At 35.2% G+C, this 25,487-nt stretch carries 23 protein-coding genes; 8 read left to right on the forward strand and 15 right to left on the reverse strand.

Annotated elements, in window-relative coordinates:
- Positions 1–4: 4 nt before the first annotated feature.
- From ACQ65V_RS10915 to ACQ65V_RS10935, 5 genes are all read left to right on the forward strand, one after another.
- Positions 5–997: a glycosyltransferase gene (locus ACQ65V_RS10915; RefSeq protein WP_430467909.1), complete on the forward strand. Its 993-nt coding sequence runs from the start codon at positions 5–7 to the stop codon at positions 995–997.
- Positions 998–1,004: 7 nt separating this feature from the next.
- Entirely contained in the window at positions 1,005–1,961 is a 957-nt protein-coding gene (locus ACQ65V_RS10920) for a CdaR family protein (RefSeq protein ID WP_430467910.1), read from the forward strand.
- Between the two features lies 1 nt (position 1,962).
- Complete coding sequence (coaE, locus tag ACQ65V_RS10925) at positions 1,963–2,550, forward strand: dephospho-CoA kinase (protein WP_430467911.1); 588 nt, start codon at positions 1,963–1,965, stop codon at positions 2,548–2,550.
- A 71-nt stretch (positions 2,551–2,621) separates the two neighbouring features.
- Complete coding sequence (locus ACQ65V_RS10930) at positions 2,622–4,196, forward strand: sensor histidine kinase (protein ID WP_235898257.1); 1,575 nt, start codon at positions 2,622–2,624, stop codon at positions 4,194–4,196.
- A 9-nt stretch (positions 4,197–4,205) separates the two neighbouring features.
- On the forward strand, positions 4,206–4,919 hold the full coding sequence (locus tag ACQ65V_RS10935; RefSeq protein ID WP_155087202.1) for a response regulator transcription factor: 714 nt from the start codon (positions 4,206–4,208) through the stop codon (positions 4,917–4,919).
- Positions 4,920–4,955: 36 nt separating this feature from the next.
- Here ACQ65V_RS10935 and miaA read toward each other — a convergent pair whose 3' ends face one another.
- The 8 genes from miaA to ACQ65V_RS10975 all read right to left on the reverse strand — a co-directional run bounded on the left by miaA (position 4,956) and on the right by ACQ65V_RS10975 (position 14,079).
- Entirely contained in the window at positions 4,956–5,858 is a 903-nt protein-coding gene (gene miaA, locus ACQ65V_RS10940; protein WP_430467912.1) for a tRNA (adenosine(37)-N6)-dimethylallyltransferase MiaA, read from the reverse strand.
- Entirely contained in the window at positions 5,851–6,720 is an 870-nt protein-coding gene (locus ACQ65V_RS10945) for an ion transporter (protein ID WP_430467913.1), read from the reverse strand. Before ACQ65V_RS10945 ends, miaA begins: the two co-directional genes overlap by 8 nt.
- A gap of 25 nt (positions 6,721–6,745) precedes the next feature.
- Positions 6,746–8,692 carry a DUF3857 domain-containing protein gene (locus ACQ65V_RS10950; RefSeq protein ID WP_430467914.1) on the reverse strand — a complete coding sequence of 649 codons (1,947 nt, stop codon included), beginning with the start codon at positions 8,690–8,692 and terminating at the stop codon, positions 6,746–6,748.
- A complete protein-coding gene (locus tag ACQ65V_RS10955) occupies positions 8,689–10,059 on the reverse strand; it encodes an exonuclease domain-containing protein (RefSeq protein ID WP_430468628.1) in 1,371 nt (456 codons plus the stop codon). Before ACQ65V_RS10955 ends, ACQ65V_RS10950 begins: the two co-directional genes overlap by 4 nt.
- Positions 10,060–10,128: 69 nt before the next feature.
- A complete protein-coding gene (locus ACQ65V_RS10960) occupies positions 10,129–10,797 on the reverse strand; it encodes a YggS family pyridoxal phosphate-dependent enzyme (protein WP_273289867.1) in 669 nt (222 codons plus the stop codon).
- Positions 10,787–12,025, reverse strand: coding sequence for a DUF1015 domain-containing protein (locus ACQ65V_RS10965; RefSeq protein ID WP_430467915.1), 1,239 nt, complete (start codon positions 12,023–12,025; stop codon positions 10,787–10,789). Before ACQ65V_RS10965 ends, ACQ65V_RS10960 begins: the two co-directional genes overlap by 11 nt.
- Before the next feature lie 71 nt (positions 12,026–12,096).
- Complete coding sequence (locus ACQ65V_RS10970) at positions 12,097–12,987, reverse strand: 3-hydroxyacyl-CoA dehydrogenase family protein (RefSeq protein ID WP_430467916.1); 891 nt, start codon at positions 12,985–12,987, stop codon at positions 12,097–12,099.
- Positions 12,988–13,119: 132 nt separating this feature from the next.
- Positions 13,120–14,079: a Gfo/Idh/MocA family protein gene (locus ACQ65V_RS10975; protein WP_430467917.1), complete on the reverse strand. Its 960-nt coding sequence runs from the start codon at positions 14,077–14,079 to the stop codon at positions 13,120–13,122.
- A 143-nt stretch (positions 14,080–14,222) separates the two neighbouring features.
- Here ACQ65V_RS10975 and ACQ65V_RS10980 point away from each other — a divergent pair, with 143 nt between their 5' ends.
- Positions 14,223–14,864 carry a protein-L-isoaspartate(D-aspartate) O-methyltransferase gene (locus tag ACQ65V_RS10980; protein ID WP_430467918.1) on the forward strand — a complete coding sequence of 214 codons (642 nt, stop codon included), beginning with the start codon at positions 14,223–14,225 and terminating at the stop codon, positions 14,862–14,864.
- A gap of 3 nt (positions 14,865–14,867) precedes the next feature.
- Positions 14,868–16,148 carry a T9SS type A sorting domain-containing protein gene (locus ACQ65V_RS10985; protein ID WP_430467919.1) on the forward strand — a complete coding sequence of 427 codons (1,281 nt, stop codon included), beginning with the start codon at positions 14,868–14,870 and terminating at the stop codon, positions 16,146–16,148.
- Here the strand turns inward: ACQ65V_RS10985 and ACQ65V_RS10990 are convergent.
- The 4 genes from ACQ65V_RS10990 to smpB form a co-directional block, all read right to left on the reverse strand.
- Positions 16,145–17,980 carry a Xaa-Pro dipeptidyl-peptidase gene (locus ACQ65V_RS10990; protein ID WP_430467920.1) on the reverse strand — a complete coding sequence of 612 codons (1,836 nt, stop codon included), beginning with the start codon at positions 17,978–17,980 and terminating at the stop codon, positions 16,145–16,147. The two genes, ACQ65V_RS10985 and ACQ65V_RS10990, sit on opposite strands and share 4 nt — an antisense overlap.
- Positions 17,981–18,139: 159 nt before the next feature.
- On the reverse strand, positions 18,140–18,667 hold the full coding sequence (locus ACQ65V_RS10995) for a hypothetical protein (protein ID WP_430467921.1): 528 nt from the start codon (positions 18,665–18,667) through the stop codon (positions 18,140–18,142).
- Positions 18,668–18,728: 61 nt separating this feature from the next.
- On the reverse strand, positions 18,729–21,191 hold the full coding sequence (locus ACQ65V_RS11000; RefSeq protein WP_430467922.1) for a DUF5686 and carboxypeptidase regulatory-like domain-containing protein: 2,463 nt from the start codon (positions 21,189–21,191) through the stop codon (positions 18,729–18,731).
- A 171-nt stretch (positions 21,192–21,362) separates the two neighbouring features.
- Positions 21,363–21,821, reverse strand: coding sequence for an SsrA-binding protein SmpB (gene smpB, locus ACQ65V_RS11005; protein ID WP_155087214.1), 459 nt, complete (start codon positions 21,819–21,821; stop codon positions 21,363–21,365).
- A 185-nt stretch (positions 21,822–22,006) separates the two neighbouring features.
- Here smpB and ACQ65V_RS11010 point away from each other — a divergent pair, with 185 nt between their 5' ends.
- Positions 22,007–22,771, forward strand: coding sequence for a DUF6503 family protein (locus ACQ65V_RS11010; protein WP_155087215.1), 765 nt, complete (start codon positions 22,007–22,009; stop codon positions 22,769–22,771).
- On the opposite strand, the gene ACQ65V_RS11015 is transcribed toward ACQ65V_RS11010, so the two are convergent.
- The 3 genes from ACQ65V_RS11015 to ACQ65V_RS11025 all read right to left on the reverse strand — a co-directional run bounded on the left by ACQ65V_RS11015 (position 22,754) and on the right by ACQ65V_RS11025 (position 25,479).
- Positions 22,754–23,638 (reverse strand): histidine phosphatase family protein, encoded by an 885-nt coding sequence (locus ACQ65V_RS11015; RefSeq protein ID WP_430467923.1) that lies wholly within the window; start codon positions 23,636–23,638, stop codon positions 22,754–22,756. The two genes, ACQ65V_RS11010 and ACQ65V_RS11015, sit on opposite strands and share 18 nt — an antisense overlap.
- A gap of 77 nt (positions 23,639–23,715) precedes the next feature.
- On the reverse strand, positions 23,716–24,378 hold the full coding sequence (deoC, locus tag ACQ65V_RS11020) for a deoxyribose-phosphate aldolase (protein ID WP_155087218.1): 663 nt from the start codon (positions 24,376–24,378) through the stop codon (positions 23,716–23,718).
- Positions 24,379–24,615: 237 nt separating this feature from the next.
- Complete coding sequence (locus ACQ65V_RS11025; protein ID WP_430467924.1) at positions 24,616–25,479, reverse strand: TraB/GumN family protein; 864 nt, start codon at positions 25,477–25,479, stop codon at positions 24,616–24,618.
- Positions 25,480–25,487: the final 8 nt, after the last annotated feature.

Here is a 25,487-nt window from a genome sequence, read left to right on the forward strand (position 1 = left end):
AACTATGTTTATCTCATTTATAATTCCTGTATATAATAGACCAGATGAAATTAAAGAGCTTTTAGAAAGTTTTTTAGGCTTAAAGGGCGATTATAAGTACGAAATAGTTATCGTAGAAGATGGCTCTAGAGAGACTTCAGAGTCGATTGTGAACAGCTATAAGATGGAATTAGATATTTCATATTATTTTAAACAGAATTCTGGCCCTGGCGATTCTAGAAATTTTGGAATGCAAAAAGCCAAAGGGGACTATTTTATCATTTTAGATTCTGATGTTATTTTACCTTCAAATTATTTATCTGAAGTAGATACTTTCTTAAATAAGAACTATTACGATTGTTTCGGTGGGCCAGATGCCGCACATCCTTCTTTTACCAATCTCCAAAAAGCGATTAATTTTGCTATGACGTCTTTTATTACCACAGGCGGAATAAGAGGAGGTAAACAACAGGTGGAAAATTTTCAGCCAAGAAGTTTTAATATGGGCTTATCTAAAAAAGCGTTCTTGGATTCAGGTGGGTTTGGTAAAATACATCCTGGCGAAGATCCAGATTTATCTTTACGGTTATTAAATTTGGGTTATAAAACAACATTAATTAAAGATGCCTTTGTTTTTCATAAACGACGCATATCCTGGTCTAAATTTTATAAGCAAGTACATAAGTTTGGCATGGTAAGGCCTATCCTTAATCAATGGCACCCTCATTCCAAGAGTTTAGTATATTGGTTTCCAACTCTATTTAGTTTAGGCTTTTTAGTTTCAATATTGCTACTGGTTTTTAAGATAGCAATGCCATTTTATGCTTATCTTTTTTATTTTATAATAGCATTTTTAGTATCATTAATTGTGAACAAAAATATAATAGTGGCTTTTCAGTCTATTGTCGCAATTATAGTACAGTTTTTTGGATATGGTTTTGGGTTTTTTAAGTCAACATTCAACTTGGTGGTTTTGAGAAAACAGCCTCAAGAGGCATTTCCTAATTTGTTTTTCTAGATGACCTATGAACTCTAAGAAAAAAATGAAAATATCTGAGTATCTAAAGCGACGAAACGTTAAGCGCTTTAGTCTATTTGTGGTTATTGCTTTTGTGTTTCTTATTTTTTCTAAACTTTCTAATGATTACAAACAGACTATAAACTTAAAAGTAAACCTGATAAATATTGACGATGAAATTATTCTGAATAACGACTCATTAAACACCATGGAAGCTTTAATAGAAGCCAAAGGGTTTGCCTTAATACCATTTGTTTTTAAGGATTCTAAAGAGGTGGTTTTGGACGCAAAGACAGATATAGTGACAATGCCAGAATATTACATTTTTGATGTACAAAAACACAGGTTTTTAATAGAAGGACAACTTGGCTCTGCTTACAAAGTATTGTCCCTGAAACCAGATACTTTGCTGTTGTCTTATTCAACAAGAGCATCAAAGTATGTTCCTGTAGTTTTAAAAACTAATGTTGATTTTGCTGCCGGATATGATATCATAGGCGATTATGAATTAAGCATAGATAGCGTTAAAGTTGTTGGGTCATCAGAGAAAGTAAATGAAATACAATCAATATCTACAGAAGAGCTAACGCTACAGGACGTCAATTCTAACATTAGCAGAAATTTAAATTTCGAGAGGTTACAAGATATTGAGGTCTTTCCTAAAAATATAACCGTAAAAGCAGAAGTCAAACGTTTTACAGAGGGCACAATTGAATGTCCGATAACAATAATAAACAAGCCAGATAATGTTGAAATTAATTATTTCCCAAAGACGGTGACAATTACATATTATGTAGATTTAGATAATTATAATGCTATTGACGCTTCAGATTTTAGAGTAGAATGCGATTATGAGGCTTTAGTAGATGACCAATCGTTTCTTGTTCCAAAAATTGTTAAAAAACCAGAGTTCGTTAAACGTACAGCTATGAAGCAAAAGCGTATAGACTTTATTAAATTATAAGATGATAGTAGTTGGTCTTACAGGTGGTATAGGTAGTGGTAAAACCACTATAGGCAAAGAATTTCAATCTTTTGGCATACCTGTATACATTGCGGATGAGGAAGCAAAGGCATTAATGAATCGCTCTAAGGTCATAAAACGAAAACTAATTCAATTATTTGGTAAATCTGCGTACAAAGACGATATGCTAAATAGACCTTATCTCGCTTCAAAAATTTTTAATGATAAACAGCTTTTAGTTAAGATGAATGCTATTGTTCATCCCAAAGTGGCCTCACACTTTAAACGCTGGTTAAAAAAGCAAGAAAGTCCTTATGTTATAAAAGAAGCTGCAATTATTTTTGAAAACAACATGGAGAATCAATACGACTATATTATTACTGTTGTTGCTGACGAAGATTTGAGGATAGAAAGGGTAATGCATAGAGATAATGCTTCTAAGGAAAAAATAAAGGCGATAATAGAAAATCAATTGACTGATGATGAGAAGATTGAGAAATCAGATTTTGTCATTGTTAATAACGATTTAAATGTGGCAAAGCAACAGGCTGCAGAAATCCATGAATCTATCCTTAAAAAAATTAAATAACCTTACTCTGCTTTTGTTAATGTAAGGTTAAACCTAATTTGTGCTAAATGTTAAAATGTTAAATTTGGCTGATGGGCAAAAAGCTATTCATCTTATTGGTGGTATTAATGAGTCTATCGCTCATTGGTATAATCTTTGTGCAATCATTTTTTATTAATAATAGTTTAGAAAATGAGGAAAAGAATTTTACGTTAAGTGTTACACGAGCGCTCAGTTTTGTGTCGAGGGATATAGAAGAATTTGAGCTCAAGAAATACACTAGTTTTATTCAACCTTTTATTGCAGATAACAAAGTGCCGGATTCAACAATACTCAGGCAATTGTATATCACTACAGAAGATGACGTTAATGACGAAACCATAATTCATAGAAATACGGTTTTAGAGGAACGCTTTAAGGTGCCCTCATTGTTCTTTGAAATTGATGCAGACAGCATAGATGTTCCTAGTTTTACTAACGAGCGTGTGACAGAGTATTTTAGTAATAGAAGGCTAAGTGAGAATGATCTGAGTATAAAACCACAACGACGTTTGGTAGAATATTCTAGATTACCAGAAATTGAAAAGCAAATATATGAAGCCACTTTTAAGACGCTTCTTAAAGATGTGCCAATTCATAGAAGGGTATCGATACCATTTGTAGAAAACATGTTAGAACGGGAGTTGCGTAGCGAAGGTATAGATCTAGACTTTGATTTTGCGATATATGATGATGACCTGGCGACTAAGATTCAAACGTTGAATTTTGATAAAAACCCAGAAACAACCGTTGGGATACCAGTCTTTTTAGACAATAACAACGAAAGCAATTATACGCTTTATGTAGATTTTCCCAATAGAAAAAAATACCTGTTGTCTTCAATAATGTGGATGGTGGTATTGTCTATTGTTTTTACGGGTATTATCATTTTGGCATTCTCTAGCGCTATTCACCAATTGATAAAACAGCGAAAAATATCGCAGATAAAGACTGATTTTATCAATAATATGACGCATGAGTTTAAAACGCCAATAGCAACTATAAATTTAGCGTTAGATGCCATAAGAAACCCTAAGATAATTAGCGACCAAGATAAGGTAAAGCGTTATTTAGGAATGATAAAGGATGAGAACAAACGCATGCACGCACAAGTAGAAAACGTGTTACGTATTTCTAAGTTAGAAAAGAACGAACTTAATATTAGTAAAGAGCGTATTGAGTTACACGACTTAATTGAAGATGCTATTACACATGTAGAATTAATAGTTGAGGATAGAAAAGGTTATGTAAAAACACATTTAAATGCTGCCATGTCATCAGTTTTGGCTAACGAAACACATTTTACAAATGTGATAGTCAATATATTAGATAATGCCATTAAGTACTCGGACGATGTACCTAAAATTGATGTTTATACCGAAAATATCGGTAATAATGTTATATTAAAGATAGCAGATCAAGGAAATGGTATGTCTAAGCAAGTTGCAAAACGTGTGTTCGAAAAATTTTACAGAGAACATACAGGTAATGTACATAATGTAAAAGGGCATGGGCTTGGATTAGCTTATGTAAAACGAATAGTAGATGATCATCAAGGTCATATATCAGTAGAAAGTGAAAAAGGAAAAGGCAGTACTTTTATTATAAAGTTGCCGTTAATATCATAAAAACGAATCATGGAAGAACAAAACAAGAAAATTCTTTTGGTAGAAGACGATCCAAACTTTGGAACCGTTTTAAAAGATTATTTAATGATGAACGATTACGACGTTGTCCATGCCAAGAATGGAATGGAAGGTTTTGAAAAGTTCAAAAAAGACGATTACGATCTTTGTATCTTAGATGTAATGATGCCTTATAAGGATGGATTTACACTGGCAAAAGAAATTCGTGAGAAAAATACAGATGTACCGATTATCTTTTTAACGGCAAAAGCCATGAAAGAAGATGTGCTTAAAGGCTATAAGGTTGGTGCGGATGACTATCTAAACAAACCGTTTGATAGCGAAGTCTTATTAATGAAGATAAAAGCCATTATGCAACGTAAAGCAACAGATTCTGTTGCAGATAGTAAACAGTTTGAATTTAAGATTGGTCGTTTTGACCTAAATTCTAAACTACGTTTCTTAAAGTTTGATGGTGGTGAACCAACAAAATTATCTCCAAAAGAAAACGAACTGTTACGTTTGTTGGCACTACATGAAAATGACTTAATGCCAAGAGAGTTAGCATTGACCAAGATATGGAGAGATGATAACTACTTTACTTCACGAAGCATGGATGTTTATATTGCTAAGCTTCGTAAGTATTTAAAACCAGATCCAAAAGTTGAAATATTAAATATTCATGGTGAAGGATTTAGATTGGTAGTTAACGGTAACGACAAATAAAAAAAGAAAAAACCCAACTTGTTAAGTTGGGTTTTTTTATAGCTGTTTTTCAATATAGCTAATTATTTTATTCACATCGGTTTCATAATCAAACCACGCTATACTATCGTCTTTTTTAAACCATGTTAATTGCCGTTTGGCAAAACGTCTGGTGTTTTTCTTTATTTCTGAAATTGCAAAATCCAAGGTAGAATTACCTTCAAAATATTGAAACAATTCCTTGTAGCCAACTGTATTCAGTGCGTTTAAATTTTTATAAGGCAACAAACTTTTAGCTTCTTCCAATAGTCCGTTTTCGATCATTATATCAACACGCTGGTTGATCCTATCGTATATGATTTGGCGCTCTGCCTTAAGCCCAATGCTTATGGTTTTAAACTGTCGCTTCTTTTCAGGATTGGTTAAAAATGATGAGTATGGTTTCCCAGTGCCAATACAAATTTCTAAGGCTCTAACCAAGCGTTGTGGATTATCAATAGCAATGGTTTTGTAAGCAACTGGGTCTAATTCTTTAAGTTGGTTTTGTAAAGATTCTATTCCAATATCTTCAAATCTTTTATTGAGTTCTATCCTAATATTTGCATCTACATTAGGAAAATCATCCAATCCCTTAGTAACGGCTTTTACGTATAAACCAGAACCACCAACCATAGCGGCGACAGGATTATTTTGGTGAATATCTTTAATTGCAGAAATTGCATCACGTTCAAAATCTCCAACCGTATAGATATCTTTAATGGATTTATGTTGAATGAAATGATGGTTTACTGCGCTCAATTCTTCAGCAGATGGTACAGCGGTACCAATATTCATTTCTTTATAAAACTGACGAGAATCGGCAGAAATTATTTCGGTATTAAAATGTTGAGCCAGTTTGATGCTTAGAGCTGTTTTGCCAATAGCTGTAGGCCCAACTATGGAAATGAGTGTGTTAGTCATAGTGTAACTTACATCCGCATTTATGGCAGAACTCTGCACCATCTTGATGTTTTACAGCAAGACAATTGGCACAGCACTGTGTGTTAAGTGTTACTGTCTTTAACTGCGTTTCTTCTTCTTTAGTAATTTTATCCTTGCTGTTAGAGGCCTTAGTATATTCAGCAGAAACAATTCCGGTAGGCACAGCAATAATACCATAACCCATAACCATAATCACCGCTGCAATAAATTGCCCTAAAGGAGTCACAGGTGCAATATCTCCAAAACCAACAGTAGTTAAGGTTACAATACACCAATAAACACTTTTTGGGATATTTGTAAAGCCACTGGCAGCTCCTTCCACTAAATACATTATGGTACCAAAAATTACAGAGGCAATAATTACGGCAAATAAAAAGACCGAAATTTTTGCTCTACTGGCTTTAATAGCACTTGCCAATTGGTTTGATGCACCTAGGTAACGTGCCAATTTTAAAATTCTGAATATTCTCAATAGACGCAAAGCACGTAAGGCAACAAGTGCTTGAGACCCTACGAAAAATAGTGATAAATATTTAGGTATAGTTGATAAAAGATCAACGATACCATAAAAACTTGTAATATACCTTATAGGCTTGTTTACTGTAATAATACGAACTATATATTCTATAGTAAACAATATGGTAATAACCCATTCACTTACATTTAAAAAAGCGTGATACTTTTCATCAAAACTGCTAATGCTTTCTAGCATTACTAAAACAATACTAGCGAGAATAGCAATGAGCAAAATGATATCAAATAATTTTCCAGCTCTAGTATCAGCTTCATAAATTATTTCATGCAGTTTGGTTTTCCAAGTATGTTTGTTGTCGTTTTCCACGTTTTAAAAATACAAAAAGAAAAGTTTAGATTTTCTCTAGGACTATTACCGTATTATTTTGTGTCTCAACAACAGTATCCATAAACGTTTTAAGGTAGTCATAAAATTCTGGAGCATAGATAGCCTTATCAAATTTTACTTTAAAATATAATGTTAACTGATTGTCTTTATTTTCAACATTAAATAAAAATGTACCTGATTTGTTTGGTAGTGCATAGTTAACAGAACCAGGAATCTCTAAAATATTTAAATCGTCTCCCAAGTCTATATTCATAATATAGGTATAGGTATCTTTATAACCAAAGTCTATTGGGTAGGTGCGCTCTTGTAATTTAAATGGGTTCTCTTCAAAGAATTTTACTATAAAAGGATTTAAATAAATTTTATTACCAATAAACTCTGGTTCTAAGGTAAAGTGTATTTCCTCTTCAAAATCATAACTGTTTTTTTCTAAGTCAGAAACATTATGCTCTTCAATACTGATTTCCGTATACTTATCAGCTCTCTGTTCTTTGTATGTTTGAGAGTTTTCAGTATACATACGTTTTAGATCATGGGCTTGATATCCTGTAGACTTACTTTCTATAACACCTCCAAAAACATCTTCTTCAAATGAGTTAATTTGTATGGTGTGTAGCCTTGTGGAATAATCTTTTATCTCAATATCCTCCCAATAGCTACCATCTTCTAAATCCATTAACCTTCCATATTGATTAAGTACTCTAAACGGTAATTCGCCAAAAGACAAGTACGGTTCAGTGGCATCTAAAAAGTAATCTTTGCCATCTATGGTGGTTTTTAAAATTAAATAGTTGAAATCTGTTAAAACGGGATAGATTTTGGTAGCAAAACCATTGCCACGAGTAGACACTAAAATAGGATAGACTTGGAAACCTTCGGAAGATAATAGGTTTTCCAAAAGCAAATTGATTTCAAAAGCATTTCCAATTTTTTCTTTAACTGTATTTTTTACAGACACTTCATGTCTCTCATATTTTTGATTCCATTTGTAATTATCCAAAACAAATTGATGAATGGCCTTAGCTTTTTCTAAATTATCAGGCATTGAAGTTATATCGTCTGGGAGTATATTTTTTGCAAGACTTTTTTTGCTGATTTGCCTTCCGAAATCTTTGTCCGATTTTAGTTCCTTGTCAACATCTGCCCAAGTTTTTGTGAGCTTATCAACACTTCCATCAAACCCTCTTATCACGCTTAGTTCGTATTCAATTCTTGCTATATAGTTGAGCGGTGTAGTAGTGAAGCCTTCTGGTTTATAAGCAGGAATATTTTTCATTACATATTTAGCTATAGCACAGTCAGCACCAACATCTCCTCTTAGGTCAATACAGTTCTTTTTTAAGCTTGTTTCGTTAACCTCTAATGGTATAGAACCTACAAGCTTTATGTTGTATTCGTAATTACCTGGGATGCTGGTGTTATATTCACTATATAATACAGGATCCGGACCTTGAAAATACCAAGGCTGGTACTTGGACATAAAACGAGATTGTGTTTCATAGCTGTAAGTAATAACACTTCCAACTTTTACATTGGGTAAGACAAACTTTACTAAGGTGTAATTTTCATTTTCTTCTTCAAAAATGGCATCTTGGGTTAATTCAGTTTTCACTGTTTTACCATTTTCTAGGTTATAGGTAGCGCCTCTTATTTTAAGAATTTTTTCTTTAGAGGATTTGCCTTTATAAAGTTTTACTTCAACTTCACCACGTTCAATACCTTCTTTTCTTAGGATTTTTATTTTTTGCTCAAGCTGAAACCTAAGCCAGAATGTTTCTTCATCAACAAAACTATTACCATAATCATATATGACCAGTGCATTTGCAGTTGAATCTTTTGCATAAGATGTATATTCTAAGTCACTTTTAGAAACCTGCATAGCTACATTGTAGTTTTGGGCAAAGCAAAATGAGGAAAAAAGAATTGTAAGCAGCGTAAATTTTAATTTCATGCGTTTTGTAGTTCTATGATTTTTAGTCGTTTATTTCTGCGCATATAGCTCTGTATGATATGCTGTGTGTCCCTATTATTTTGCATCGGTGTGATAAGTGATTCAAGTATTTCGCGATTGTTTATCTGGTGATTAAGATCAAAAAAACCAATACCTTTAAAAATACCATCTTCAATAAGTACTACACTTTTTTCATGCACATCTCTCCCTTTATCAATAAGTATCATATTTTTATTATCATAACTGTTTTTTAGGATGACTTCATTAGCTCTTTTGTTGTAATCTTCAGGTGTTTCACCACCTATGCAAGCACCATGGCAACTTTCAATTCCATAATTAAAACAACTTGTTATAGATTTGTCTATGCCACAGAGTTTGTTACACAGCTCGTACACTTCAACCATTCTGTTAATAAAAGAAATACCACTTTTTCTATTGGTGAACGTCGTTATTGGTTTTTCGTTAGGCTTAATATGACTAATCCTAAGATTAACGTATCCATTTTCATCAACAAAACTATAAAGACCTTGAGTAAATCGATTACGTTTTAAAGCTCTATTTAATATAGGTTTGTTTTTCTTTATTTCTTCACTTTCCTTTAGGAGAGCAACGAGTTCACTACCGGTTTTTTCATAAGTAACAGCATTGACCTGTACTTGTATTTTCTTCGATTTAGAATTTTTATTAGTGAAGTGTTGTATAATTCGTTTTCTAATGTTGTTACTCTTGCCAATATATATAATATTGCCTTGCGCGTCATGGATATAGTATACTCCTGTATCGCTTGGTAAATCTTCTGTTATTTCTTTAAGATTCGGTGCTAATTTTGACTTCTGTTCAATTTTTACAGCATCCTTTATAATCTTTTTGCTAGTATCCTTATTCAACAACATTTTAAATAACTTCACAGTAGCCATGGCATCTCCATTCGCCCTGTGCCTATCACTTACAGGTATACCTAGCGCTCGTGTCAGCTTACCTAAACTGTAGGATTCCATATCTGGCATAAGCTGTTGTGACAGTTCTACTGTGCAAAGTGTTTTGCGTTTAAAGGGAAAACCAAGACGTTTAAATTCTGTTTTAAGAATGCGATAATCAAAATCGGCATTATGAGCCACGATGATGCAGTCTTCCGTGATTTCTACAATGCGTTTGGCGACTTCATAGAATTTAGGCGCATTTTTGAGCATGTTAGAATTTATACCTGTAAGATTAACAACAAAGGGTTGAATTTCACGCTCAGGATTTACTAAGGAAATAAATTGATCGGTGACTTTATGACCATCAAATTGGTAAACTGCTATCTCTGTGATACCTTCTTCATTATACTTACCACCTGTGGTTTCTATGTCTAGTATTGCGTATATAATTCTAAAATTGGAAGTTTACTAATAAAGCACTAAGTTAAAAAAGTAAATGCTATCCGTATAAGAATATTAATTATAATTTCTAGCTCCAAAGATGCTACTTCCAACTCTGATCATATTACTGCCGCAATCAATAGCTAACTGGTAGTCACCGCTCATGCCCATAGATATAGTTTGCAGTTGGCAGTTTTCTGTTTGCAGTGGTTTTAGCGCATCAAAGGTGGACTTTAAAAACTTAAATTCACTTTCTACTTGTTTCATGTCATCTGTAAACGTCGCCATTCCCATGAGGCCAACAATCCTAATATTTTTTAATTCTGAAAATGCTTCAGATTGAAGTAGGGAAGAAGCATCCTTAGCTGACATCCCAAATTTGCTATCTTCTTCAGCAATTTTAATTTGAAGTAAACAATCTATAACCCTATCATGACTTTTGGCTCTTTTGTTGATCTCTTTCAATAGTTTGAAGCTATCTACACCATGAATTAAACTCACAAACTCCGCCATATACTTCACCTTGTTGCGTTGTACATGACCAATCATGTGCCATTCAACATCCTTTGGCATGTCCTCATACTTATCAACCATTTCCTGAATTTTGTTTTCTCCAAAAATGCGTTGACCAGCGTTGTAGGCTTCCATTAAATCACTAACGGGTTTAGTTTTTGAAACGGCCACAAGAGTGACGTCTTCTGGTATACTTGATTTTATATTTTGTAAGTTCTCTTTAATACTCATAAATTGTTATTCCGCTTCTTAGTTTAGGTAATATATAAGTGCTTTTAGGTGGCATTTTTAAGCCTTCATCAGCAATTTGTTTCATTTGCTCAACATTAGATGGGCACATACCAAAACCAACCACAAAGGCGCCACTGTCCACACTGCTTTTTATGGTAATCATCTCGTGCTGACCATTGACATACTCTATGCGATTGTCATTACGAAGATCTTCAATACCTAAAATGGGTTGCAATATAGTTTTGTATAATAATTGCGCATCTAGCTCATCTAAAGCGTTGTTGAACTGGTAATTGGTCTTCCTTAAATATAAAGAATAAAACTCACCATCTAAGTACATGCTAAAATGATGAGGTTTAGAAGGTTTGTATGGCATAATACCTCTGTTTTCTATTCGATAACACTCATCTAGTTTTATAAGAAACTCCTCTTTAGTAAGTCCATTTAAATCGGTAACCAACCGGTTAAATTCATGAATGACCAAATCCGATTCCGGAATTAAATACGACATAAAGAAATTGTAAGATTCACTTCCATTATGGTTCGAGTTCTTTTCTTTTTCGTCTTTATACAACAAATACGATGAGGCAGATCTATGATGACCATCTGCTATGTAAATGGTTTCCATTTGTTCAAACTCACCTTGAATTGTCCTAATGGTATCTTCATTATCAATTTTCCAGAGATAATGCGTATCTCTGTAGGTCATTGTAAATTCAAAAATGGCATGACCTTTTTGAGTATTTTTAATTATGGAAGAAATTATATCATTGTCTGGGTAGGTGAGGAGTACTGGCTCTGCATTAAAACCAACGGTTTTAAGGTAGGTTTTAAAGGTTTGCTCACGTTTGGCAATGGTATCTTCGTGCTTTTTAATGACATCATTTTCGTAATCTTCAGCACTTGTTGCAGCGATAATGCCGTTAAATTCTTGTCCGTGTCTATTTACGATTTTATAGACATACAGTGAAGGTTTTTTTTCTTGAACAAATACACCATCTTCCTTAAATTCCTCGTAGCGATTTTTTACCAACCTATACCGTTCCTTCCCGATCACTTCTTGAGCATACTTATAGCCAGGATTTACAATATGAAGAAAACTATAAGGATTATAATCCATTCGAGATTCGCGCTCATCTACTGTGTAACTCTGGTAAGGACGCGCCGCAACCAAGCCAACTATGGCTCTTGTTGGTTTTACGGCTTTAAATGGGATAATTTTTGCCATGCATTTAGTATTCAGTCTCAGTATTCAGTCTCAGTTGATAAAATTTGACTGAAAACTGTGACTGTGACTGTTTACTTAGAAAATTGCTTAGAGACTTTCTCAGCCTTTCGACTTTCAGAATAATCATAAAAACCTTCACCAGATTTAACACCTAGTTTGCCAGCCTGAACCATATTAACTAATAATGGACAAGGTGCGTATTTAGGATTTTTAAATCCATCGTACATTACATTCAAAATTGATAAACATACATCAAGACCTATGAAATCCGCCAACTGTAATGGGCCCATTGGATGTGCCATACCTAGCTTCATAACGGTATCAATCTCTTCAACACCTGCAACTCCGTTGTAAAGTGTTTCAATAGATTCGTTGATCATTGGCATTAAAATACGATTGGCTACAAATCCAGGATAATCATTAACTTCCGTTGGGATTTTACCTAAGGTTTTAGATAAATCCATAATGGTTTTTGTGACGTCATCACTTGTGTTATAACCACGAATGATTTCAACCAATTTCATAATTGGCACTGGATTCATAAAGTGCATCCCGATAACCTTTTCAGGTCTTGAGGTTGCAGCTGCTATTTGTGTAATGGAAATGGAAGACGTGTTCGTTGCCAAGATGGTGTCATCACCACAGATGTCATCCAATTGCTTAAAGATTTTGAGCTTTAGATCTATATTTTCTGTTGCGGCTTCAACAACTAAATCGACATTCTGTACTCCATATCCTGAATCGGTAAACGTTTCTATGTTACCAAGGGTTTCTGCTTTATCAGCTTCAGAAATTTTTTCTTTAGCAACCATTCTATCAAGATTTTTAGAAATGGTAGCCATGCCTTTTTCTAGTGAAGCTTCGCTAATATCAATAAGGTTAACTTTAAATCCAGATTGAGCAAAAGTGTGGGCAATTCCGTTTCCCATTGTTCCTGCTCCTATTACTGCTATGTTTTTCATTTATAATGTATTTGTCATTGCGAGACTTTTCTAAAGTCGTGGCAATCTGTTTGTATAATAATTTAAAATAAAAATTGAGTTTCAATTAAAAAGATTACTTCAGTCATTCTTCCTTCGTAATGACGTTTTGTTTTAAAACTGATTTATAATCATATTCGCTACACGCAACGCTTCTGTACCATCGTGTAAAGTCACAACTGGCTTTGTGTTGTTGTTAATCGCATCTGCAAAAGTTTCGAGCTCGTCTAAAATGGCGTTGTTGTTTTCAATTTCGGGATTGTCAAAATAGATTTGCTTTTTTACCCCTTCCGCATTTTGAAGAATCATATCAAAATCACCTGGATTTTCAGGTGCATCTTTCATTTTAACGACTTCACATTTCTTTTCAAGAAAATCAACCGAGATATAGGCATCCTTTTGAAAGAATCTTGTTTTACGCATATTTTTTAGTGAAATACGACTTGCGGTAAGATTGGCAACACAACCATTTTTAAATTCAATACGTGCATTGGCAATATCTGGCGTTTCACTTACAACAGAAACTCCACTGGCAGAAATATGCTTTACAGGCGAATTTACCACACTAAGGATAATATCAATATCATGAATCATTAAATCCAATACCACTGGCACATCTGTACCACGAGGATTAAACTCAGCTAAACGATGGGTTTCAATAAACATCGGATTTTCAATCTTATCCTTTACACCAATAAATGCAGGGTTGAAACGTTCTACATGACCAACCTGTCCTTTAACTCCGTGTTCTGCAACCAGTGTTCTGATGGTTTCAGCTTCTTCAACCGTATTGGTAATAGGTTTTTCTATAAATATGTGCTTCCCTTTTTTAATGGCTTTTTTGGCACAATCGTAATGTGAAAGGGTAGGAGTTACAATATCTACAACATCAACAGCATCGATTAAATCATCAATGGAATCAAAATAGGTGTATCCGAATTCCTCAACAACGCGATTGGCGTTTTCGGGATCGGCATCATAGAATCCTACAAGCTCATATTTAGTAGATTGATTAAGTAATCTCAGATGAATTTTACCAAGGTGACCAGCACCAAGAACACCAGCTTTTAGCATGTTTTTCAGTTTTTAACAAAAATAGGCGTTTTGAATCAGAAATTTAAAAAAGAAAATATAAAATACTGTGAATTCAATAATTCAAATTTAGGATTGGATTTTGCTTTTCTTTCAATTAATTTAGCGAGAAACTAAACTAAGATTTGAAAGATACATTTAAGCATCAAGGGATGCGACAGCAATTGGTTGAAACTCTGATAACAAAGGGCATTAAGGAAGAAGCAGTTTTAAAAGCCATTGGTAAAATTCCGAGACATCTTTTTATGGATTCTGGATTTTTAGACCATGCTTATGTCGACAAAGCGTTTCCTATTGCTGCAGATCAAACTATTTCCCAACCTTATACGGTGGCTTTTCAGTCGGAATTGTTACAAGTGAAGCCTGGTGATAAAGTTTTGGAAATCGGAACAGGAAGTGGTTATCAATGTGCTGTGTTGATTGAGCTTGGAGCTAAAGTTTATAGTATTGAACGACAACAAGAGCTATTCAAAAAAACTTCTAAATTCTTACCAAAAATAGGCTACAGAGCCAAGAAACTCATTTTTGGCGATGGCTACAAAGGTTTACCAGAGGAAGCACCGTTTGATAGTATTATTGTTACGGCTGGTGCACCATTTGTGCCTAAACCATTATTGAGTCAGTTAGCAATTAACGGACGCTTAGTAATTCCTGTTGGTGATGACGTGCAAGTCATGACCTTATTTATTAGAAAAGGCCCAAAGGAATTTGAAAAACATGAGCTTGGCGAGTTTCGATTTGTACCTTTATTAGAGGATAAGAATTAAAATATGAAAAAAATTACACTTATAATCACTTTGTCAATTCAATTTGGGTTTTCCCAAGGCTATACAGAATATTTAACCGGTAGCTCAACGGATTTAGTGGTAACTCCAGATTCAGGAATCTGTATGATGGGAGGCGCAAGCGAAAGTGATGAGGCTATGGTTTGGTTTCTTAACAAAGCCAATGGCGGTGACGTGGTGGTTTTGAGAGCCTCAGGAAGTGATGGCTATAACGATTATTTCTATTCGCAATTGGGTGTAGCTATAAATTCGGTTAGGACTTTTGTGGTTGATAATGAAGAAGGTGCGACAAGCGGTTATCTTTTGGATAAGGTTGAAAAAGCTGAAGCGATTTGGTTTGCCGGTGGCGACCAGTATGATTATGTTAGTTTTTTTAAGGATAATGAACTGGAAGCTGCATTAAATAATTTTGTAAATATAAAAGGCGGTGTGATTGGAGGAACAAGTGCAGGTATGGCAATTTTAGGGAGTGCTTATTTTTCAGCGCAAAATGGAACTGTGACCAATACTCAGGCTTTGGGAAATCCATATCATAGCAGAATGACATTGGGTTATAATGATTTTTTAGAGATTCCGTTTCTTGAAAATGTAATAACGGATACGCATTATGACGATCCTGATAGACGAGGAAGACATAGTACCTTTTTGGCTCGTTATGCAACGGATAACAATTCAAGAGCATTCGGAATTGCCTGCAATGAATACACTGCTGTGTGTGTAGACGTCGATGGTAAAGCTTATGTATTTGGCGATTATCCTACGTATGAAGAGCACGCTTTTTTTATTCAAACGAATTGTACCACATCATACTTACCTGAAAACTGCTCACCGAATAATCCACTCAATTGGATGCGAGACAATGAAGCCTTAAAAGTCTATAAAGTACCAGGAATGACTTCAGGAGAAAATTATTTCGATTTATCCGATTGGCAAAGTGGTAGCGGAGGCGAATGGCAGAATTGGTATGTGAATAATGGCACTTTTATGACAGCAACAACCGTAAATCCTAATTGTAATGACTTGTTGAGTGTTGATGATGTGACTCGTGAGACTGCACAGGTGTACCCTAATCCATTTACGGACCAAATTACTGTTGTATCTAATTCGGAAAAGTTAAATTATGAAATGTTTGATGTTTTAGGAAAACAGGTTAATGTCAATACGGTTTCAAACAAAATAGATACCACATCTTTAGAACATGGTATCTATTTTCTAACTGTTATAAACGAAACATCTCGTCAGACGTTTAAGCTTATCAAAAATTAATCAACAAACTTTTTATACGCTTCTTCTCCACCAACTATTGGTAACACCAGCTTTGTTTTGTCTAACTCAATTGTCAGTTCTGTGCCTGGTTGTGGATGCAGTGTAAACTCCTGATCACTAGAAAAAATCATTAACCCTATTTGTTGGCCAGCCTTAATAATTTGATCATCTGGTTGCAAATCGAAAGTAAGATTGTAAGAACGGCCTGGTACCAAATCCTCTTCTTCTGTTAGCGATTTATAGTTCTTCGGGTCTGCCCATCCACGTGTAATGATGTTATCGGTAATTTTCACATCACTTCCTTCTTGCCATGGCAACGAAACCAACCAAACAGATAGATTTGCAGCTGATTTGTTGCTAGAAAGCGTAATGCTCACTTTAGGTACACCTGATATATGGAGGTCGTTTTTTAATACTGGGGTTGCGTATAATAACCTGTTTTCAGAACTTTTAGCAGTTGCCAAATCTTTTCCAGAAAATGACACATCGTCGATTAAGGTTTCTCCAACTTCTGCTGTATCATCTAAGGATAACCCTCCAACACCATTACCACCTGGTGTAAGCCTTAACGTAACGTGTGTGGCACTCGGATTTGGATAATCTGCATATGCAGTTGGTTGTTGCCTGTCATCATGTTCTCTTACGATATGAGCTTTGTGCTTTTCTTGATCAACACCATTATCTACACCATGCAGATACTTAGTAAACCATTTGTTCATCATTGAAGTAGGGGGTGGTCCACCATGGCCGTTTTGGTGATAATAAATTTGTGTTGTTAAGCCTTTGTCCTTTGCTGCTTTATATATTCTGTAACTGTGTTCTGGCATCACGTTCCAGTCGTTAAAACCATGAGACATTAGCATTGCGGCTTTCATATTATCCATTTGGTTCAAATAATCACGACCAGCCCACCAATCATTGTAATCACCAGTCTGTCGGTCCATATTGTCCATCATTTCGGTATCTCGTACTACTTTATTGTTGTGTGCACGCTTATCTTCATCTCCACTATGTACAAAATCGTATAGTACATCGATATCTTCACCTAAATAACCACCTGGCGAACGTACCAATCCGTGCGAACGATAGTAATGATAATAGGAAGTATTTGGAGCAATAGGAATTATGACTTCTAAACCTTCAACACCAGTTGTGGCAGCAGCTAATGGTAAAGTTCCGTTATAAGATGTACCTGTCATACCAACTTTTCCTGTAGTCCAATAAGCTTTCACTTCTTCATTGCCATTACGCTCCTTATAACCTTTTGCACGTCCATTTAGCCAATCGATTACCGCTTTAGGAGCTAAAGATTCGTTTTTACCACCAATGGTTGGCGCTCCGTCAGATAAACCTGTTCCAGGTGATGAAGAGTGAACGACAATATAGCCTCGTGGCACCCATTTTCTAATGTGCGAATTTGAAATGATTGGTCGTTCACCGCGTCGCTTTACTTCTGGGTGAAAACGTTCTTTTGATTTACCTCCTAGCTCATGTTTTATATCCCACATTGTCCCAGGCGCATCGGCTGCAACTCCAGCAAAGTATGGGCTGGTGACATAAATGACAGGAAGTTTTAAACCTTCTGTTTCGGTTTGTTCTGGTCTAGTTACCGAAACATGCATTCTGTCTTTTTCTCCATCTCCATCGGTATCAAATTCGGTTTCAACCCAAAGATCGTGTCTTAACCAATTATCTGGGTAATTGAAGGCTTCTACGATTTGAGCTTCTCCATCCTTAAAAATGGGCTTAGCGTTTTCTGTAGTGGTTTGGGCAAAGCTTAGGATTGAAATTGCTAATGCTATGATTAGGCTTGAAGTGGATTTGAATGTCATTTGTGAATGGTGTTTTTTCTTGTTATAAAAGTAAGGAGTTATTGTTAGACCACAAATAGGTTTTTAAGACTAATTCTACAAATTTCGTCATTCCGCACTTGATGAGGAATCTATTTTTAAGGTGGATTCCTGCCTTCGCAGGAATGACAATCAACATCATCAATTCTTAGGCAAATACTTCTCAGGAATTGGATTCTCTTTAGACTCTTGCATCCAGTAGATATTGATAATCCACCAGCGTTCTCCATCGTTCATTAATTGGATGCTATTGATGCCTCGCATAAAAGGCTTTTCGTCGTCTTTGTTTTTAAAGGATTCGTAGGTGCTGAATACCTGGGTAATGTTCCCGAAGGTTTGTGTTTCTCGGTTAATTTCCACCTCGTGAAAGCCGTTTTCAAACAGCCATTTTCCAGAGGATTTTATATAATCATCTGGTGTCAAATAGCGTGCTACCGTCTCACCTTCTTGGGTTTTCCCTGTTGGAATTAGCTTCGCGTTTTTGTGAAACAGATGTTTAAACAAATCCCAATCGCGCTCAATCCCAGCATCACCAGAGATAACCGAATATAAAGTTTCGATGGTGCTGTCTAAAGTGGCGACTTGTTTTGAGTAGTCTTTGGTTTCTTCTTCTTGTGCTGGAAGGCTAACTGAAGCAAATAGAAATAGTAAAAGGATATATTTTTTCATGATTATTGATTTTATTCATATGATAGATTCCTGCCTACGCAGGAATGACAACTTGATAAAATTAAAAGAATTTCAACCCAAACAAAATTGCATCACTTTGAAATCCGCTTTGGTACGAACGAATATAATCCACTCTTAAGAAACGCCATTTTCCCCAACCTATATTATCGACTCCGATACTGTATTCTTGGTACGGTTTAAAATCTGGTGTGGCCAGCAAATGTGCTCCGACAACCAAGTTAAAGTTGAGCTTGTTCAGTAATGGTACTTTTCCTAAAATGAAACCGTTAAAATCGTGCTCAGCATGTGCTTCTAAATAAGCGTCATTGGTACTGCCAGCATAATATGGTAAGTTGTTGAAGACATTGGTGTAATTGCCTTCTGTACTCACATGGGTTTGGTTACCGTTAAAATGTTGGTAATCCATAAAGGCGATATCATCCGCATTAAAAAACTTGCCTGCTCTTAGGTTGTATCTAAAGCGCCCTTTATCAGCCACGTTAAAAGATTGATACAACCTTGCTTTGACTTGGTCAAAATTATAATCGCTATTGGTGGCACCAAAGCCTTTTTCGTAACTCAAAACCAGAGTAGGGTAGGCGTCATTTCCAATATTGAATTTACTATCAGGATAACTGAGATACTCTTGCCCAAAATTGATTTGCGCCGTCACATTGGCTTTTAGAATATTATGGGTTTCAAAAGGAGCCACTCCATAAGCGGTTTCATCCAATGGATTATTACTCGTGTACATATCATTATCTTCATTAATAAAGACTTGATCTGTAGTGTTGAATAGCGCTTTTCGTCTGTCGTAGCTTAAGGTGGTGTAAAACCTAAAACCATTAAACAACTCTTCGGAATAGCTGAGTTGAAGAAAACTTCTATCATACAACTTCATATAGTTGTCTTCAAAAAACAAGGTGCTAACACTATTGATAAGTGGTGATATTGGTTCTGAAGGATTAAACTGTTCTGCGCTCACGCCACCTGAAAGCGTTAAAAACCGTCGGCTTGTATTGTTGAATTTATAAGTTAAGGAACCTGTTGCTCTTAAGCGTTTATCTGAAAATCCATATTCTAAATTAGCATTGGCTCTAAAAAAGCGTTTAAATTCGTCATAATTTTTGATGTAGAACAGATTCGCTTTTGCTGTGTAGCCTTGAACCGTATTAAACTGAGGAACTGTTGGAATATCCCACCCAGCTCGAAAATCCTTATGCGAATTTTGATAGGTGTAACCCAAGATACTTCCTAATTTGAATCGATTGTTTGCTCGATCAATAGAATCGAGATAGGGTTTAGATTCCTTCACAATTTGAATACTATCTTTTTTGATGTAATCCGTACGTTCTTCAATAGTTAAAGGTACTGGTCTTAGAGTTTTCCAGAATAGTGAATCCTTCTTATTGGCCTCGTTTTCAAAAGCCACAATTTCTCGCCCGAAATCTGCTTTAGTAAGTCCTGTATTAAATTCATAATCACTGTAAACTGCCGTAAAACGCCCATCACCTTTTATGCCCAAAAATTGGTATTTAAAATCGATGCTCTGCGAAATCACTGCCCACATATCAATAGCTTCAGAATACGAAAAACTTTGCTTCAGTGATATAACATCCACCACAGGAATACGAGCTTGTACACCAGTGATATCCAGTTCTAAAGCATAAATAGTCCATTGGTCCTCAACTATGTAGATGGTTCCGGAAAAGACTGGGTCGTTTTCACTTTTAGGAATCACGTTTATTTTATTGATAAGATTGCCACGTTCGTCATAGAACACGCCTTCTAACTTGTATCGATAATAGCCAAAGGCGTTATTGGCAATAGGAGAAACGATTTCATTGCCAAATTCAACCGTATTATTGTAAAAATTGTAATTCACATCAATGGCAGTATTAAAACTAAAACCGTTATCATCTCCACTGACTTTTGAGGCTGTGATTTTTTCCTTGAGCTTGTCTGGTCTTAAGAATTGGATTTTGGATATGGTTTCAGAAAGATATATAATGCCGCTACGTGTAGAATCCAGCCCACCACCTAAATCCCCAACTTCCTGGCCTAATATTTTTTCGGGAGCGTCCTTGATTTTTATTAAACCTCTGGAATAGAAATTGGCTTCAAAAGATTGTATTTTTTCAAGATTTTCCTTTCGATTTGCTATAGCTTGACGTATAATGGCATTGGCAGGATTGTCTTCTGCATCTATAACCACTTCACCTAGGGAAACCGATTCCTCTTGTAGTGTGACATCAATGGTATAGGGAAATTTCTCAACAGCCACTTTTTCCCTCACGGTTTTGTAGCCTAAATAGGTATATATAATAGTATAAGTCTTGGGCTCTGTAATATTGAGCTCGTAATAGCCATCGTCATTACTGGTAGTACCTTTATAGGTGTTTTCGATAAGGATATTTACAAATGGTAAGGGCTCGCCTTTGGTGTTTGTGATTGTGCCGACAACTTGTGCCGAAGCCATAAAACTGATGATAAGAAAGCAAACACTGAGTAATAGTCTGTTCATTGAGTTTGATTGATGGTTAATATTTAGACACGGATTCCGCGGATTAGCACGGATTTCATATACTTAATTAAAATAGACGCTTAAAAATGAAAAATGGTTGCCTGTGATTGTTAAATTCAGTTTCAAACATAGATTAAAAAAACACTGCTGAAAGTTATAACAATCTTAAAGTTATCGAAAACTTTTCTTAATGCGGTCTAAGTTACGCTTGTTGTCGCGGTCTTTAATGGTTTCGCGCTTATCGTAGAGTTTCTTTCCTTTTGCTAATGCAATTTCCAATTTTGCCAAACCCTTATCATTGATAAAAAGTCGTGTTGGTATAATAGCATTACCCTTAATGTTGACTTCTTTTTCTAGCTTTTTTAGCTCACGTTTATTGAGAAGAAGTTTGCGCTCGGCTTTTGGTTTATGGTTGTAGTGGTTACCAAAAGCATACTCTTGAATGGTCATATTTATCACAAAGAGTTCACCTCTGTCGTTAAATTCACAAAACCCTTCAGCAATTGAAGCCTTACCAGCTCTTATCGATTTTATTTCTGTGCCAGTAAGTACAATTCCAGCGGTATATTTATCCAATAGCTCGTACTGGAATTTCGCTTTTTTGTTGAGTATGTTGACCTTTTTTTGCATGGATGGCAAAGGTAGTAAAGTAAGTTTGAAGTTTGAAGACAGAAGTTAGAAGTTTTCTCGCAGAGGCGTAAAGTATTGAAGAGTGGAGTGTAAAGTATATAGTGTAAAGTGGGATTTGATTTGAAGGCTAAGCATATTGTAAACTTATCTTTATTTTTGCGACTGAAAGCACTTAATACTTCTATATGAAACGATTTTCAATTTTATTTTTTGCCCTTTTGATTTTTGGCTGTAAGAATGAGCCAAAAGTTGAGAACTTATCCGCTGATGATATAATCAATAAATCTATTGAAGTAGCTGGCGGCGATAGTTTTAATAAATCGGAAATAAACTTTGACTTTAGAGATAGGCATTACTATGCTAAAAGAAATCATGGAGACTTCTTATTGATGCGTGTTACTATTAATGCAAACAACGACTCAATTTATGACGTTTTGACTAATGCTGGTTATGAACGAAAATTGAATGATATGATTAATGTGGTCGTTCCAGATTCGATGATTACTAAATACTCAGCTTCTGTAAATTCAGTGCACTATTTTTCTGTGTTGCCTTATGGTTTAAATGATAAAGCCGTAAACAAAACCTTAATTGGAGAAGAAGAAATTAAAGCTAAAAACTATTACAAAATCCAAGTCACTTTTGATAAAAATGGTGGAGGAGAGGATTATGAAGATGTTTTTTTGTATTGGATTGATAAAGAAAGTTTTAAAGTCGATTATTTAGCCTATTCGTATAACGAAGCTGACGGAAAAGGAATGCGATTCAGGGAAGCCTATAACGAACGTTATGTCAATGGTTTGCGTTTTGTAGATTATAATAATTACAAACCCAAAGATAAATCCATAAAACTTCAGGATTTGGGAAAAGCTTTTGAAAACAACCAGTTGGAACTGCTCTCTAAAATTGAACTCGAAAATGTTACGGTTGATCTAATCGATCTTCAATAGCTCTGAGGTTTTAGAACCTTCTGTCACAGTAACTTTATAGAGACTTGCATTGTCATCTTCTTGCATCATTTCGTATTTCTTTTCGCCTAAAATAGCATTTGTAAACATTGGAGTAGTATTACTATGACCAACGATTAAAACGGTTTTCCCCTCGGTTTGCGCCATAAATTCCTTGGCATCCATATTACGTGGATCATAAAAGGTGAGCTCTAAGTTTTTTGACTTTGCTGTTGGAGTCGCTGTTTCTTTGGTTCTGTTGTAGTTTGTGGAATATACAGCATCCAAAGCTATACCTTCAAAATGTTTGGCCCATTTATCGGCACGTGTTTTACCTGCTTCCGATAAATGTGGATCTTTATCCTCCTTATCTGAGGTATCTTTTTCAGCATGCCTTATTAAATAATAGGTTGTGGTTTTTCCTAAATGTGTTTTCTCTAAAGGCCCTTCCCAAATGACTTGCTCTATCATCCATTTATCGTCTTCCTTGGATAGTAACATATAATCTACACCCCAAAAACCAATAACCTTTGCTGCTGCAATATGATTGCTTACCTCTAAGATTTCTGCTTTTCTAATCACATCATCACCCTTTTGCTGATTGTTTTTCTTTATACGCTTAGCAAAATCAATAGCCTTGTCAAAAGTCATCTGGTCATAATATTCGTATTCTCCAGACTCTTTGTTTTTCCAATAGCCAAATTTATACAATCTAGACTTTAAGGCTGCTTTTAGTTTAAGCGTGTCTCCTTTGTAAAAGCCATCTAAATAATTGTTTAAAGTCGTTTCAATTTGTGCTTCGTCTGATGAATCTTGTGCAAAAACAGAAAATGAAAATAATAGCAAAAGTGTAGCGAGAAGTGATTTCATAATGAGAGAGATTGATTAATACTCTCAAATATAAAGTAGAATCGCTATGTTTTTTTTAAATGTTTGTTAAATAAGTTTTATGAGGCCTTGAAAATATTGGCTTCATTTGACATGGCAACACCAGAGGATGTTCCTATTCTGTGCACACCAATTTCAATATACTTTAAAGCCGTTTCAGCATCTCTAATACCACCAGAAGCTTTTATCTTCAATTGGTCCTTAACACTCTTCTTCATGATTTTTACCGCAGTTAACGTAGCACCACTTGTAGAGAAACCCGTTGAGGTTTTTACAAAGTCAGCTCTGGCATCAATACATATTTCACAAGCTTTTACAATTTCATTTTTAGACAGCTCGCTGATTTCTAGAATAACTTTTAAGGTATTTAGTCCAATAGCACGTTTTACATCGCTTATATCTTTTAGAACGGCAACATGATTTTTACTTTTAAGGCGTCCGATATTTATAACCATATCAATCTCTGAAGCTCCGTCTTCAATAGCTTTTTTGGCTTCAAAAATTTTAGCTTCGGTGGACATGGCTCCTAAAGGAAACCCGACAACCGCGCAAATTTTAACATTAGATCTTCCCAAGGCTTGTTTTGCTATAGGGACATAGCAACTATTTACACAAACAGAATAGAAGTTGTGTTTTAATGCTTCATCACAAAGATTAAGGATATCGGCTTCGGTCGCTGTTGGACTCAACAATGTATGGTCTATGTATCTATTTAATTCCATTTATTTATAAGTAGGGTTTTGACAAAAAAATAACTATAGTAATTCCCTTACGGTTTGAGGGAATACCAGACAAGCTTAATCGTGTCTTAAGTAATGTTGGAATTAAATAGCTCGGTAAAATTAACGATTTATCCGTTAAAATGTATGTTAAAACTCATATTTTATTGTGCATTTCATCGAAAAGTTCAATCTGAAACCTTAATTACCTGAGAGTGAATTATTAAAAATGAGTAAACTTTACTCAACTACTGCTGTCACTGTATAGCCAGCATTTCTAAGTAGATTAATCACACCGTTTTTACCCGCTAAATGCCCTGCGCCTACACCAAAAAAAGTAGGTTGTTCTTTAGCATATTCAGTGATTTTTGATATCCAATTCTTGTTTCGCTCATCTAATAGAATATCTTGATGCTCCGAAACGGTAAGATTGTTTTCATCATTCATCAGTTCCAATAGCTCTGTAATGTTTTCTTTTTTATAGATGTCGAGCATTTTGGCAAAACTTGTTTTATCATATTGAAGATTGTCTTCTGCCATTCTAACTAAATCGGCATATTGGTCCTTTAACGGAATTTCGTCAAATACCTTGAGTTGGTCTTCAACGGTTTCCAATCCTTTAATGTCTTCGTTCTGTTCTTTGGCGACTTTCATAAACTCAAGCTCAAAAGATTGCATAGAACAATCGAGCATTTTTGGATATAAACTAGAACTCAAGAAAAAGGGCTTTACGTTTTCCATAAGTTTTAATGGCATGCCTAACTGGTTGGTGAGCAGCGAGTCAATGGCTTTATATTCATCATCAGAAACATAATCTTTTATGCTTTCACCTTCCGAAAGATAAATGCCAGACATTAATTTTGTTTGCATGGTTGGGTCGTCCATGTCTAATTCTAATACAATTTGGGATGTTTCATCGAGAGCTCTTTTAACGTCGTCTTCTAGTGTAGCATCACAGGTCAGATGAATTGTGCCAAAGAGATAAGATGGGTTTTCGAGACCGTTGCCTTCAATTTTCCAAAGCGTCGAGTTTTCTAATTTTTGGGCATTAGTAGAAAAGATGGATATAATGGCTACAACAAGTATAGATAAAATACGTTTCATTTTAAAGG

The organism is Winogradskyella ouciana (assembly GCF_965284585.1).
Classification (GTDB): domain Bacteria; phylum Bacteroidota; class Bacteroidia; order Flavobacteriales; family Flavobacteriaceae; genus Winogradskyella; species Winogradskyella ouciana.

What these genes read in the sequence shown, in the direction of transcription:
- ACQ65V_RS10915 (WP_430467909.1), top strand. Translation starts at nt 5, where the DNA reads ATGTTTATCTCATTTATAATTCCTGTATATAATAGACCAGATGAAATT.
- ACQ65V_RS10920 (WP_430467910.1), top strand. Translation starts at nt 1,005, where the DNA reads ATGAACTCTAAGAAAAAAATGAAAATATCTGAGTATCTAAAGCGACGA.
- coaE (WP_430467911.1), top strand. Translation starts at nt 1,963, where the DNA reads ATGATAGTAGTTGGTCTTACAGGTGGTATAGGTAGTGGTAAAACCACT.
- ACQ65V_RS10930 (WP_235898257.1), top strand. Translation starts at nt 2,622, where the DNA reads ATGGGCAAAAAGCTATTCATCTTATTGGTGGTATTAATGAGTCTATCG.
- ACQ65V_RS10935 (WP_155087202.1), top strand. Translation starts at nt 4,206, where the DNA reads ATGGAAGAACAAAACAAGAAAATTCTTTTGGTAGAAGACGATCCAAAC.
- miaA (WP_430467912.1), bottom strand. Translation starts at nt 5,858, where the DNA reads ATGACTAACACACTCATTTCCATAGTTGGGCCTACAGCTATTGGCAAA.
- ACQ65V_RS10950 (WP_430467914.1), bottom strand. Translation starts at nt 8,692, where the DNA reads ATGAAATTAAAATTTACGCTGCTTACAATTCTTTTTTCCTCATTTTGC.
- ACQ65V_RS10960 (WP_273289867.1), bottom strand. Translation starts at nt 10,797, where the DNA reads ATGAGTATTAAAGAGAACTTACAAAATATAAAATCAAGTATACCAGAA.
- ACQ65V_RS10965 (WP_430467915.1), bottom strand. Translation starts at nt 12,025, where the DNA reads ATGGCAAAAATTATCCCATTTAAAGCCGTAAAACCAACAAGAGCCATA.
- ACQ65V_RS10970 (WP_430467916.1), bottom strand. Translation starts at nt 12,987, where the DNA reads ATGAAAAACATAGCAGTAATAGGAGCAGGAACAATGGGAAACGGAATT.
- ACQ65V_RS10975 (WP_430467917.1), bottom strand. Translation starts at nt 14,079, where the DNA reads ATGCTAAAAGCTGGTGTTCTTGGTGCTGGTCACCTTGGTAAAATTCAT.
- ACQ65V_RS10985 (WP_430467919.1), top strand. Translation starts at nt 14,868, where the DNA reads ATGAAAAAAATTACACTTATAATCACTTTGTCAATTCAATTTGGGTTT.
- ACQ65V_RS10990 (WP_430467920.1), bottom strand. Translation starts at nt 17,980, where the DNA reads ATGACATTCAAATCCACTTCAAGCCTAATCATAGCATTAGCAATTTCA.
- ACQ65V_RS10995 (WP_430467921.1), bottom strand. Translation starts at nt 18,667, where the DNA reads ATGAAAAAATATATCCTTTTACTATTTCTATTTGCTTCAGTTAGCCTT.
- ACQ65V_RS11000 (WP_430467922.1), bottom strand. Translation starts at nt 21,191, where the DNA reads ATGAACAGACTATTACTCAGTGTTTGCTTTCTTATCATCAGTTTTATG.
- smpB (WP_155087214.1), bottom strand. Translation starts at nt 21,821, where the DNA reads ATGCAAAAAAAGGTCAACATACTCAACAAAAAAGCGAAATTCCAGTAC.
- ACQ65V_RS11010 (WP_155087215.1), top strand. Translation starts at nt 22,007, where the DNA reads ATGAAACGATTTTCAATTTTATTTTTTGCCCTTTTGATTTTTGGCTGT.
- ACQ65V_RS11015 (WP_430467923.1), bottom strand. Translation starts at nt 23,638, where the DNA reads ATGAAATCACTTCTCGCTACACTTTTGCTATTATTTTCATTTTCTGTT.
- deoC (WP_155087218.1), bottom strand. Translation starts at nt 24,378, where the DNA reads ATGGAATTAAATAGATACATAGACCATACATTGTTGAGTCCAACAGCG.
- ACQ65V_RS11025 (WP_430467924.1), bottom strand. Translation starts at nt 25,479, where the DNA reads ATGAAACGTATTTTATCTATACTTGTTGTAGCCATTATATCCATCTTT.